Source organism: Empedobacter sp. UBA7620 (assembly GCF_002484185.1).
Classification (GTDB): Bacteria; Bacteroidota; Bacteroidia; order Flavobacteriales; family Weeksellaceae; genus Empedobacter; species Empedobacter falsenii_C.
Map to the genome: position 1 here is coordinate 1 of NZ_DLJI01000025.1, position 13,417 is coordinate 13,417.

12 protein-coding genes are annotated in these 13,417 nt (G+C 32.0%); all 12 read right to left on the reverse strand.

What is annotated here, in order from left to right:
- Nucleotides 1-571: 571 nt before the first annotated feature.
- The 12 genes from lysS to ruvX all read right to left on the reverse strand — a co-directional run bounded on the left by lysS (nt 572) and on the right by ruvX (nt 13,333).
- Complete coding sequence (lysS, locus tag B2217_RS05060; RefSeq protein WP_291122168.1) at nt 572-2,272, reverse strand: lysine--tRNA ligase; 1,701 nt, start codon at nt 2,270-2,272, stop codon at nt 572-574.
- A gap of 107 nt (nt 2,273-2,379) precedes the next feature.
- Nucleotides 2,380-3,360 (reverse strand): hypothetical protein, encoded by a 981-nt coding sequence (locus tag B2217_RS05065; protein ID WP_291122169.1) that lies wholly within the window; start codon nt 3,358-3,360, stop codon nt 2,380-2,382.
- 76 nt (nt 3,361-3,436) lie between these two features.
- Complete coding sequence (locus B2217_RS05070; RefSeq protein ID WP_038333483.1) at nt 3,437-4,375, reverse strand: hypothetical protein; 939 nt, start codon at nt 4,373-4,375, stop codon at nt 3,437-3,439.
- 31 nt (nt 4,376-4,406) lie between these two features.
- The gene (rmuC, locus tag B2217_RS05075; protein WP_291122170.1) at nt 4,407-5,783 is read right to left on the reverse strand and encodes a DNA recombination protein RmuC; all 1,377 of its coding nucleotides are present in this window, start codon (nt 5,781-5,783) and stop codon (nt 4,407-4,409) included.
- Nucleotides 5,784-5,981: 198 nt separating this feature from the next.
- Nucleotides 5,982-6,506, reverse strand: a complete 525-nt coding sequence (locus B2217_RS05080) for a CvpA family protein (RefSeq protein WP_114999807.1) — start codon at nt 6,504-6,506, stop codon at nt 5,982-5,984.
- Nucleotides 6,506-7,666, reverse strand: coding sequence for a cysteine desulfurase family protein (locus tag B2217_RS05085; RefSeq protein ID WP_180906251.1), 1,161 nt, complete (start codon nt 7,664-7,666; stop codon nt 6,506-6,508). The genes B2217_RS05080 and B2217_RS05085 overlap by 1 nt, the downstream gene beginning before the upstream one ends.
- An 85-nt stretch (nt 7,667-7,751) precedes the next feature.
- Complete coding sequence (locus B2217_RS05090) at nt 7,752-8,471, reverse strand: DUF4846 domain-containing protein (RefSeq protein WP_181816289.1); 720 nt, start codon at nt 8,469-8,471, stop codon at nt 7,752-7,754.
- Nucleotides 8,472-8,581: 110 nt separating this feature from the next.
- Nucleotides 8,582-10,573, reverse strand: coding sequence for an excinuclease ABC subunit UvrB (uvrB, locus tag B2217_RS05095; protein WP_125350149.1), 1,992 nt, complete (start codon nt 10,571-10,573; stop codon nt 8,582-8,584).
- 338 nt (nt 10,574-10,911) lie between these two features.
- Complete coding sequence (mazG, locus tag B2217_RS05100) at nt 10,912-11,676, reverse strand: nucleoside triphosphate pyrophosphohydrolase (protein ID WP_291122171.1); 765 nt, start codon at nt 11,674-11,676, stop codon at nt 10,912-10,914.
- A gap of 6 nt (nt 11,677-11,682) precedes the next feature.
- Complete coding sequence (locus B2217_RS05105) at nt 11,683-12,279, reverse strand: DUF5606 domain-containing protein (RefSeq protein WP_291063303.1); 597 nt, start codon at nt 12,277-12,279, stop codon at nt 11,683-11,685.
- Nucleotides 12,280-12,299: 20 nt separating this feature from the next.
- Nucleotides 12,300-12,875 carry a peptide deformylase gene (gene def / locus B2217_RS05110; protein WP_114999818.1) on the reverse strand — a complete coding sequence of 192 codons (576 nt, stop codon included), beginning with the start codon at nt 12,873-12,875 and terminating at the stop codon, nt 12,300-12,302.
- A 44-nt stretch (nt 12,876-12,919) separates the two neighbouring features.
- On the reverse strand, nt 12,920-13,333 hold the full coding sequence (gene ruvX, locus B2217_RS05115; RefSeq protein ID WP_038333513.1) for a Holliday junction resolvase RuvX: 414 nt from the start codon (nt 13,331-13,333) through the stop codon (nt 12,920-12,922).
- Nucleotides 13,334-13,417 lie beyond the last annotated feature (84 nt).

Genomic DNA, 13,417 nt, shown 5'->3' on the forward strand with positions numbered 1-13,417 from the left:
TAGGTCGTCGCCAGTTTTTATCAAAAGCCTCAAGTGAACAACTTGAGGCTTTTTTTGTGGGTATACGTCGCGCTTTAGACTGAACGTTTTAAGCTTTACGCATCTCCAGACTATGTTTTATAAAACAAGAAGCTTCCAATCAGTAAATAAGAGGCTTCTAATTAGTCAACAAGAAGCTTCTTCTTAATAAAAAGAAAGCTTCCTTTTTACAACTAACTCAGAACTTACAACTCATAACTCGATAACACTCCTTTGTAGATTTTTATTGTCAGTCTTAAATCTTATGTCTTATAACTTATTACTCAAAACTCAGAACTTAAAACCCGCGTTAGGGATAGTAGTGTAAATCCTTTTGTAGGAGTTGGATTTTCTGTAATCACTTCTAATCTTCTTTTACAAAAGATTGGAACGGATAGCCCAACCGAGCGATTTGCATTAGCTGTGTTTGTATTATTTTGGTTATTTTATAAATAATATAAATGGAAGGCAAAGAGCGAGGGAACGCCCAAATAATTACAAAAAAAGCCCAACCGAAGTTGAGCTTTTAAAATATAGATGAAAGGGTAATAATTTACTCGCCTAAATATGAAACTGTCTTAGAATCTCCTTCAACAGTAACTTTAGTCAAGTTATATTTTGCTAAATTTTTCATTGATTTGTCCCATTTTTTACCGCTTAAAGCAGCTTGAGATTTTAATTCATTCAAATCAATGTTTTCGTTAGCTTTTAAAATTTCAATAATTTGAGTTTCTTCTTCTGTCAATTCGTAAGCTGGTGCAGCTTTTTCTGGACGCATTTGAGGGAAGAATAAAACTTCTTGAATAGATGGATTATTTGTTAAGAACATAATCAAACGATCCATTCCGATTCCTAAACCTGATGTTGGAGGCATTCCGTATTCTAAAGCACGTAAGAAATCTTGGTCGATAAACATTGCTTCGTCGTCACCTCTATCAGCTAAAGCCATTTGTGCTTCAAAACGCTCACGTTGATCGATTGGGTCATTTAGCTCAGAATATGCGTTAGCAATTTCTTTTCCACAAACCATTAATTCGAAACGCTCAGTTAATTCTGGATTATCACGGTGTTTTTTAGTCAATGGAGACATTTCTTTTGGATAATCTGTAATGAAAGTTGGTTGAATGTAGTTTCCTTCACATTTCTCACCAAAAATTTCATCGATTAATTTTCCTTTACCCATCGTCTCATCAACCTCGATTCCCATTCCTTTAGCAGCCTCAAATAATTCTGCTTCAGATTTTCCATCGATATCAAATCCAGTGAAATCAATAATTGATTGACGCATTGTTACACGTTTGTAAGGCGCTTTGAAATCAATTTTATGTTCTCCAAAAGTTGCTTCAGAAGTTCCATTAACAGCAATTGCACAATGCTCTAATAATCGCTCTGTGAAATCCATCATCCAGTTATAATCTTTGTAAGCAACGTAAATTTCCATTGCTGTAAATTCTGGATTATGCGTACGGTCCATCCCTTCGTTACGGAAGTTTTTAGAAAATTCGTACACACCATCAAAACCACCAACGATTAATCTTTTTAGGTATAATTCGTTCGCGATTCTTAAATATAATGGAATGTCTAATGCATTGTGATGCGTAATAAACGGACGAGCTGCTGCACCTCCAGGAATAGATTGTAAAACTGGAGTTTCGACTTCCATGTATCCACGATCGTTGAAGAAATTACGCATTGCGTTGAATAAACGTGTACGTTTTAAGAAAATTTCTTTCACGTGCGGGTTTACAACCATGTCTACGTAACGCATACGGTAACGCAATTCTGGATCTGTAAAAGCGTCAAATACATGACCTTCGTCGTCAGTTTTTACAATAGGTAATGGACGTAAAGTTTTTGATAACAGCGTTAATTTTGTTACGTGAACAGAAATTTCACCCACTTTAGTTTTGAATTCATATCCTTCAATTCCAATAAAATCTCCGATATCCATCAATTTCTTGAAAATTGTATTGTACTCAATTCCTTCTTCAGACGAAGAAATATCATCTCTCGAGATATAAACCTGTACACGACCTTCGCTATCTTGTAACTCAGCGAAAGAAGCTTTTCCCATTACACGAACACTCATCAATCGTCCGGCAAGCTTGACAACCTTTCCTTCTTCGTACTTTTCCTTAATTTCTTTAGAATTAGAAGTTACCACGAATTCTTCGGCAGGGTAAGGCTCAACGCCTAAGTCTCTTAATTGTTGTAGTTTTTCTCTACGAATAATTTCTTGTTCAGACAATTGCATAGTGAATATAATTTATATAAAATGAATGCAAAATTATGAAAAATAATCTTGATTCACGAAGTTTTTATGATTTAATAATGTAAGAATTATCAGTATTGATGCGAGTTTTAGTCTACTAACTCAAAACGACGCTCTAACGTGTAATCCGTATCTTGAAATTTCACCTTTTTGGTTTCGATACTATATGAAATCCAACCGTTATCTTTGATACGCGAAGTCGTTTTAACGTAATATTTTATGTCGTCTTTCAATCTTTTTTCAGATGGTTGTTCAGAACCTAATTTCGTTGCCAAATCTTTCAAATAGCTGTACCAAGAATTGGCCAACCAATCTTTATTGGCTTCTTGAAAACTTGACATAATGTAATTGGTTTGCGAAACTCCAATCTCATTCAATTTCAATTCTGTTGTCGCTGGAGTAGGAGAAGTGCTGAATAAATTGTCCATGTACGACTGATAAACAAACGGTGCACTTTCTAAAGTAAAATTACTTTTTCCGTAAAAATGATGAAATTGACGAATGTCTTTGTCAAATAATTTAACAATATTTTCTTCTGTAGAATAGTGTTGAAGATTCTTTTTGATTAACGCAATCGCAGTAGGATTATCCAAATATTTATTCTCTAAATCTTCTGATGATAAAACCAATTGTTTGATCGTTTTATCTAAATCTGTATAACCCAAAAATCGTCCGTCTTGGTCTATTTTAAAGGAAATCGAAACATTATTAACTAAAGAAAAAGGATTATTTAAAAATGATTTTGAATTGAATTGTACATTTCTAAAATTCCACTTTACAATGGTTTCATTTTGATAGACATTTTCAACCTGAATAATAACGTTATAAGTATATTGTTCTTGATGCGAAATTGTATCATCTTCCAACTTCACCTCACTTGTTGTTACATTATATCGTTTCTCGTTTCCAATATTCCAATATGTTTTCGGGAAAATAATCGTTTCCTGAGGCGCATTAAAAATGGTGTCATTTTTAACAACCGGCGAAATTGTATCTTGAATAGGATCTTGTGCGAATATTTTTATCGAAAAAAATAAAAAAAACAGATAATATGTAAAGTTAATTTTCATTTATAAGCAATCAAACTAATTCAAAAATAGAGCAAATTATCTAAAATGAAGTTTGAAATTCGTTAAAAAATAAAACTTAGTCATTTAAAAGTTTTATACTTAATTGATTAACTGTTTTCTTAGAACCAATGTTTAAGCTAAATAAATATTCAGATTTGATTAAAATTGAATTCAAATCGTATGTATTTTCATATTTTACTTTTAATTCAACTGTTTCTGAATATTTTTTGATTTCTTTTTTCACCTGTTCTTGCGACAAATTCAGTTTAGCATCATTCAACATATAATACGCCATTTCTTCCCATAATTTTTCAAAATCATCTTTGCTCAAATTTTGGTCAGAAGCAATTGTATACGTACCTTTTTCTTTGTTGATGTCTTTTAGATAAGTATTTGTTGTAGAAGAAATTGGAAACCCAAAAATATTTTCCTGTACCGATTTTCCTTCATATGTTTCACCTAAACGAAAATATTGTCCATTAAAATAATTGAAAACATGAATTTCTTGCTCAAAAACATACGGAACATACGTTTTTGACTTGACCATTTCCTCGATGTACGCAATATTTGCCTTATAATCATCAGATTTTTTGCGTTGTTTGCCAAGTTTATCAGTTATTTTAAGCAATTTTTCTTCAATCTGAGGAACATTTAATAATTCTAAAAATTCTCCAGAAGGATTTGTTGTGAATTCGTATTCTATTCCTTCAGAATTATTGATAAAATCGCGGTAAAATTCATCAGGATCATTGGATTGATTTTTACCATTTACAAATGTATACTTATTGGCAAAATCATTTTTGTCAACCAATTCCATCGATTTATTTGATTGGTTGATGACTTTAGAAACCGTGTCATTTACAGAAATCGAAAAGTTACGATCTGTAAATGAGTAGTTATATACTTTATTTAATTCTAAATTTGGTTTTACCTGTACAGATTTTTCTTCAAAATTCACCTGCGCAAAAATGGCAGGAGAGTATAGTAAAATCAAGGTAAATAGGCTTGTTTTCATTCTCTCTAAAAGTTGTACAAATATAGAATGATTATTGAATATCCAAGTTATTTATTGAACGAATCATTGTATCAATTGGCTTAGTTTCCGAAATTTCTTTTTCCATCAAAGTTCCACCGATTTCTTTCAGCTTTTTAACCTGCGGAATAAAACGATTTTCTAGTGAACCTATAGCTTTATTGTAACTTTGGGTTGCTTGGTTAAGATTATGACCAACAGTTGCCAAATGTTGTATCAAAACATTCACACGATTGTATAATTCTATCCCTGCATCTCGCATTTGATATATATTTTCCGCAACATTTAATTGTTGCCAGCTAAACGCAATTGTGCGAAGCATTGTAATCAAAGTAGTTGGTGTTGCAATAATTATTCTATTGTTTAGTGCATCTTCTATCAAAGTTCGCTCCAATTCTAACGCAGCACCAAAAGAACTTTCAATTTGTAAATACATCACCACATAATCGGGCGCTTCTGTGTATTGATTCCAATAAGCCTTAGAACTCAAATTCTTTAAATGTTCGCGGACAGCTTTTGCGTGCATTTGCAAATGATGTTTTCTTAAATTCTCATCTTCCGTCTCAAATGCAAGCATATATTGGTTTAACGGAACTTTAGAATCGACAATAACTTTTCTATTTCCAGGAAGATTAACGATTAAATCTGGGCGAAGCAAACCATTTTCTGATTGAACAGAAGTTTGTTCTTCAAAATCACAAAAAGACGACATTCCAGCAAATTCAACCACACGACGCAATCCAATTTCTCCGTATTTTCCTCTTGTGTGCGAAGTTTTAAGTGCAGAAACTAATGTATTGGTTTCTTTTTGCAATTTATCGGTTGTGCCACGCATCGAATCTAAGAAAACTTTAATTTCTGAATAAGCGCCTTCTCGCGCTTTTTCAATTTCGGATATTTTTCCGTCAAATTTATTCAAGCTTTCATTTAATGGTTTGATTAACGAATCAATTGCTTGTTGACGTTTTTCTAAATCATTTTGAGAATTAGAAAAATGTTTATCCAATGTTGTTTTCGCTAAATCAAGAAATTGTTCGTTATTACTTTTCAAAACTTGAGCCGAAAGTGCTTCAAATTGTTCTTTTAATCGTTCATTCGTTTCGAGCATAAACGATTTTTGTTCCTCCACAGCTTTCATTGCTTCTTGATGACGAACCGTTAATTCTGTATTTTTTTCGCGCTCTTTTTGCCATTGATCCAAATTGAAATTAGCATCATCTTTTATTTCGATAAACTCATTTTTTAGCGAATCATATTGTTTTTGAAGTTCTTGGTATTTAATTTCATTTCCAATGATTGCAGAATTTGCTTTCGATTTTGAATATAAAAAACTGATAACGACTCCAATGATAAAAAAAAGGATGGACGAAAGTATGATTGCGCTGTTCATAATCTTAAAATTTAAACAAAGGAACGATTTTATACGACACAATACGTCGTTATTAAAAATAAAATCATAAAAAAACGACTCCTAAGAATCGTTTTTCATCTTAAATTAATTGTTTTGATCTCTTTAGATAATTTTTGTGCCTTTTATAAAATTAATGTTAAGAAAAAAGACAGCTTGAAAAAAGCTGTCTTTGTATGATTATAAATGAATAGAATCTTGGGATTCTGTCCTTAAATTATCTTTTGTTTCGAAGATAGAATTTTTGATGATTTGAGAACTTTCGTTCAAAATTGGTAAAATCTGGCTTTCGTCTTTTGTTTCTTTAAATCCTAATTCTAAAATCGGATCGATATAATACAAAATACTTGATGTTAAAAGTAAAGAGATTATTAATCCTAAAGCCGCTCCACCAAATCGATTAATGATTCCTAAACCAACTGCTTCTACCGTTTTTTGTGTTAAACTTGACGCTAATTTTATCGTGAAAAAAGCAATTGCAAATGTAATAACTAACGCAACCAAAGAAGTTAAGCTATCTGCAACAATATTGTACGAGTCGACATAAACTTCGATGATTTGATAAAATTTAAAACTTAACCAAATTGCTACAAAAAAACCGACTAACCCAATTAATTGAGAAATAAAACCTTTGAAAAATCCGTTGATAAAACCAAAAGCTAATGCAATTAAAATCAGAATATCAAGTTGATTGAAATCAGTCATTAAGCGTTTTGTAATTGATGTTTTTCAGAGATTTTTTTCAATGTTCCAACTAAGACATCAATATCTTCTTTAGATGTTTCGTATGAAAAAGATACACGTAAAGGTGTCATTTGATCAATTTCTTCTTCTGTGTACAATGTTTGCATAACTAATGAAACTTTTGCTGCACCAGAACTGCAAGCACTTCCTTGTGAAACAGCGATACCAGCTAATTCTAATTCGAATCCGATTAAGGCATCATGGAATGGTAATTTGATGCTTAATAATGCATACAAACTTTTGTCTAAATCATCTGATAATCCATTGAAAGAAACGCCTGGAATAGCTGCTTTTAATTGATCGATTGTATATTGTTTAATTTCTTTGATGTGATTTACATGAGCATCTAACTCATCAATCGCTAAATCAAAAGCTTTTGAAAGTCCAACAATTCCGTATACGTTTTCGGTACCAGAACGCATTCCTCTTTCTTGTCCTCCTCCAGCAATCAAGGCTTTTAAATGCGAAGCTTTTTTTGCATATAAAAATCCAGCACCTTTTGGTCCATGAATTTTGTGTGCTGAGCAAGAAGCGAAATCCATTCCCAAATCTTGGAAATCTAAATCGTAATGACCAACTGTTTGCACCGTATCTGTGTGGAACAATGTATTATTTTCTTGACACAATTGCGAAATACGTTTAATATCTGTTAAATTTCCAATTTCGTTATTAGCATGCATCAAAGAAACCAATGTTTTTTTAGATTGATCTTTAACTAATTCCTCTAATTGAGCATAATCAATGTCTCCATTTTTTTGAATATTGATGCGGATTACTTCAACTTTTCCACGATATTCTAAATCTTTGATACTTTCTTGTACGCATTTGTGTTCCATATCCGAAGTAATGATACGTGTAACATCTAAATCATTTACACAAGAACGTATAATCGTATTGTTAGATTCTGTCCCACAAGAAGTAAAATAAATTTCGGCAGGAGAAATATTTAAACGCTGCGCAATGTTCTTTCGAGCCATTTCTATAAGTGCCTTGGCTTCTCTACCAAAAACGTGGGTAGAAGATGGATTTCCGAAAACATTTTTCATCACATTTGCCATTTCGTCAACTACTTCTGGACGAATTGCTGTGGTTGCTGCATTGTCTAAATATACTCTTTGCATTATCGATTATTTACTGTATTGTTGTTTACTTTGAGGTTTTGAACAACAAATTTAAGTAAAATGTAAGGATTGAAAAAGTAAAATGTTATTTAAAACGCATCAAGTCCGAAGACAAAAATCTCCACTCAGGTGTAAGAAGTATGCCTTCTTTTGCAATATACCATGGTGAGATTAAATCGTTGCTTGGATTAGAAAGAATATGAATGTCTTGACTTGGATAATAACTTTGAGCCAAAATGAATATATTATTCCCATTTTTATCTTTCGCTAAATCAATTACCATTACAGCATGACTTTTTATATTTCCCTTTTGAAAAAATACATCGCCAATTTGAATCTCTTTGATAGAGATTGGTTTTAATAATTCAGCAATTGTATTTGAATTTGTATTTTCTAAATAATAGATCAAATATTGCATGTATTTCGTATGAGAATAATCTCCTTTTACATAGTCAGTGTAAGGAATTGGCTTTGTAGAAATTTTAGACAATTTATCTATTTCATTGTATTTTTTCGAACGGAAGAAATACTCTAAACGCAAACTCATCATCGCATTTGCATTAAACTGTACATTTTTTTTGGGTTGTTCTAAATCTAAAACTCCTACATATATATTTGGATTAGATTTTTTTTGACCATCAAAAGAATAAACAGCTGTATTATTGTTTTTGAGCGGAAGGTTATTTATCCATTTACCAAAATCTGTATAATTTTGATTCCTTTCATAATTTGGAGGTGTATCAAATTTTTTGAAAATTTTTAATTCACGAGAATGAATGAGACTATACTCCTCATTTTCTATCAATTCATTATTAGTAGAAGATTTTAGAATATGAGTATTACAGGACGATAAAAGAGTAAATAATATTAAAAATGTAAAACTTAAAAATTTCATTAAAACTAAAAAAAAACGTGCTATTCTTTGGTTAAGAGTTGAATTTGATCTCTTAATTCGGCTGCTTTTATAAAATCTAAATTTTTTGCAGCATTTTCCATTTCTTTCTGCAATTTTTGTACCAATTTCTCTTTATCTTCTGTCGAATAATTTTCATTAATCTCTGCTGCTTGTTGAATCAAATGTTTTTGTTCGTAAGGATTTTCTTCAAAATCTGCTGCAGCTAAACTTAGTTTCGTTATTTTTTTGTTTAAAGCTTGAGGAACTTTATTGTGATCTTTGTTGTATTTCATCTGAATTTCACGACGACGATTTGTTTCATCAATCGTTAATTGCATACTATCTGTAATTTTATCTGCGTACATAATCGCCAAACCATTCACGTTACGAGCAGCACGACCAACCGTTTGCGTTAAAGAACGATGACTTCTTAAAAAACCTTCTTTATCAGCATCCAAAATTGCTACTAGAGAAACTTCAGGTAAATCTAAACCTTCTCTCAAAAGATTAACTCCAACCAAAACATCAAATAATCCAGCGCGTAAATCAGCCATAATCTGAACACGTTCTAATGTATCCACATCAGAATGAATATAACGACATCGAACGCCATATTTTGTCAAATATTTCGTTAACTCTTCCGCCATTCGTTTCGTTAAAGTAGTGACCAAAACACGTTCGTCTAACTCTACTCGTTTATTGATTTCTTCCATCAAATCATCGACTTGATTTTGTGTTGGACGAATTTCAATAATTGGATCTAATAATCCAGTTGGACGAATGACTTGCTCTACAACAACTCCTTCCGATTTTTCTAATTCATAATTCGCAGGTGTTGCCGAAACATAAATCACTTGATTTTGTAAAGCTTCAAATTCTTCAAATTTTAACGGACGATTGTCCATTGCGGCAGGAAGTCGAAAACCATATTCCACCAAATTCTCTTTACGCGAGCGGTCCCCACCATACATTGCATGAACTTGAGAAACTGTAACGTGCGACTCATCAATCACCATCAAATAATCTTCTGGGAAATAATCTAATAAACAGAACGGGCGAGTTCCTGGATCGCGACCATCTAAATATCTCGAATAATTCTCGATTCCTGAACAGTAACCTAATTCTTTAATCATTTCCAAATCAAATTCAGTACGTTCTTGCAAACGTTTTGCTTCGAGATGTTTTCCTATTTCATGAAAATACTCAACTTGTTTTCCTAAATCGATCTGAATATCAGCAATTGCGCCATTCAATGTATCTTTAGAAGTCACAAAAAGATTAGCTGGATAAATATTAATTTTATCTAGTTTAGTTGAAGTTTTACCTGTTTCTACATTGAAAACTGAGATTTCTTCGATTTCATCACCAAAGAAATTAATTCTGATTCCATCATCCGCATAAGCAGGGAAAATATCTAATGTATCTCCTTTAATTCTAAAATTTCCGCGTTGAAAAATACCTTCTGTTCTCGAATATAAAGCTTGGACTAATTTATGCAAAAAAGCTGTTCTCGAGATAATTTGCCCCGTTTCAATCTGAATCACATTTTTATGAAATTCTGTTGGATTTCCAATACCATATAAACACGAAACTGAAGCCACAACCAAAATATCGCGACGACCAGAAAGTAGGGAGGAAGTTGTACTTAAACGAAGCTTTTCAATTTCTTCATTAATTGATAAATCTTTCTCAATATAGGTTCCTGATGAAGGAATGTAAGCTTCTGGTTGATAATAATCATAGTAAGAAACGAAATATTCGACTGCATTATTCGGAAAAAATTCTTTGAATTCCATATACAACTGTGCCGCCAACGTTTTGTTATGTGCCAAAACTAAAGTTGGACGTTGCACATCTTGTACAACATTCGCGATTGTAAATGTTTTACCAGAACCTGTAACACCCAAAAGTGTTTGATAACGATCATTATTTAGAATACCATTTGATAATTCTTCAATAGCTTTTGGTTGATCACCAGTTGGCTTGAATTCAGAATTTAATTGAAACTGCATTCTACAAATTTACAAATTATTCAGATAAAAAAGGATTGTTATGAATTGTGATTTTACATAGAAGTTGATAAAAAATAAAAAGGCGACTTTAAGTCACCTTTTCATCAAAACCACAAAAAAATGAGAAAACTGTTTACTTAGTAAACAAACTTCCTTCCATTATTACAAGCTATTGCCCGCTATAACCATTGCAAATATATGTCGGTTTTCTGTGCGTGCACAATAATTTGTAATACTTTGTTTTATTGGTGTCGATAAAAGTTATTTATAATAGTGTTAAAACGTCTGATTACAACGTTTTCGTTGATTTGAATAAACTTTATAGTGTTAAGTTTACACTAGCGAATTTTCGCTAAATTCCATAATTTATCTAATTCGGAAATGGTTAAATCAGCTATGTTTTGACCATTTTCTTTCGCGATTTCTTCTAATTTCTGAAAACGTGCGATAAATTTTTTGTTCGATCTTTCTAAAGCATCTTCAGAATTGATGCCATTAAATCGTCCATAATTAATTAAAGAAAATAAAATGTCACCAAATTCCATCTCTTTATCAGTAGGATTTTGTTCTTCTTTGAATTCATTAATTTCCTCGATAATTTTATCAATAACTTGATCAGAATTTTCAAATTCAAATCCAACACCTTTTACTTTGTCTTGAATTCGGTATGCTTTTACCATTGCTGGGAGAGAAGTAGGAACGCCAGAAAGTACAGATTTATTGCCTTCTTTTAGCTTGATTTGTTCCCAATTTTGAAGCACTTTTTCTTCTGTATTTACTTCTACATCCCCGTAAATATGTGGATGACGATGAATTAATTTGTCACAAATACCATTTAAAACATCAGCAACATCGAAGTTGTTTTGCTCTGATGCGATTTTAGAATAAAAAACTAGGTGAAGAAAAACATCACCTAGTTCTTTTTTTATTTCATCCGAATCTTTTTCGATGATAGCATCCGAAAGTTCATAAATTTCTTCGATAGATAAAGTACGCAATGTTTCCATTGTTTGTTTACGATCCCACGGACATTTTTCACGTAATTCATCCATTATATCCAACAATCTTTCGAAAGCCTGTAATTGATCTTTACGTGTATTCATCTCTAATTATTCAGCGTCTTTATCTTTTTTTGCTGTTGTTTTTTTAGCAGCAGTTTTTTTAGCTGGTTTTTCTTCAGCCTCTTTTTTGTCAGCAGCCTTTTTAGCAGGAGCTTTCTTTTTTGGTTTTTCTTCCACAACAACTTCTTCTGTAGCTTCTACTTCAGCAACAGGAGCTTCTTGTGCTTGTTGAGCAGCCATTGCAGCTTCTACAGCAGCTAAGTCGATGTTTAATAATCCGTTTTTGTGTAAGATATTATACCATTGGAATAATTTTTTCAAATCAGAATCATAAACTCTTGAATCGTCATATTCTGGTAAAACTTCTTCCATATATTTACGCAATTCTGTACCAGAAGTTTTGTAATCGATCGTTTCTCCTCCGTTTTCTTTTTTGTAAATTCTGAAGAAAACTTCAGCCAAAGGAAATTCTTGTGATACTCCGTAAATAGCAACGTTGTCTAATAAACTAACATTGTAGTTAGAAGCGATTGAGATTTTTTTACCTTTTTCTAAATCTTCAACAACAAAACCACCTCTTGTTTGAGAAACTAAACGGTATAATCCTGGTTTTCCTGAAATTGCGATAACTCTTGATAAATCCATATTCTATTATGTTTAAGGGTCTATGAAGGGAATTTCATTTTGTAACTCGTGTTTACTTTCCCTTTTGTTATATTTTTTAATTTATTACTTATTAATTTCTTTTTAAAGCTCGAAATATAGTCAATAAAAAGCTTTCCTTCCAAATGATCGTATTCGTGTTGAATAACTCGAGCGCGAATATCCGAAAAAGTTTCGGTATGTTTCACCCAATTTTCATCAAAATATTCTAAAGTTACCGATTCTGGACGTGTTACATCTTCGTGAATGTGAGGAATACTCAAACATCCTTCTGTAAAAGCCCATTCGTCTCCTTCTGAACTACTGATTTTTTTTGGATTGATGAAAACTCGTTTGAAATCTTTTAATTCATCTTTTACATCATCATAATCTTCATCTTCTTCGAAAGGCGAGCAATCAACAACAAATAAACGTATATCTTTCCCGATCTGAGGCGCTGCGATACCAACTCCGTTAGAGTCATACATTGTATCGAACATATTTTGGATCAGTTCTTGTAAATTTTTATAATCTTGATCGATTTCTTGTGAAACTTTACGCAAGACAGGATCTCCGTAAGCTACAACTGGTAATACCATTTTCTGATCTTTTTTTATTAATTTAACGGCAAAGATACAATTTGTTATAGTTTATGTGATAAAAATGATTGTAAAATTATTACGGCACTCACTTTATCGACCATTCCTTTTTCTTGACGTTTTTTCTTTTTCATTCCTCCAGCAAACATTGCTTGAGAAGCCATTTTTGAGGTAAACATCTCATTTTCACGATGAATTTTGATCAACGGAAATTGTTCAGAAAATTTTTTCAAAAAAGGTTGAATTTGATTTTCAATCTCATTTAATTCTCCTGAAAAACGAACAGATAATCCAACTACAAGGTCAGAAACGTTTTCTTTCTCGATATATTGTTTCAAGAAATCCATCAATTTTGATGTATCAATTGTATCAACTGGCGAAGCTATAATTTGCAATTCATCGGTTACGGCAACGCCTGTTCTTTTTCCTCCGTAATCTAACGCTAATATTCGTGACATTTGGCAAATTTAAAAAAACGATTCAATAATAAATAATCTCTATGAAATCCCTTGATTATAATTTTTATATTTGTGGCTATTATT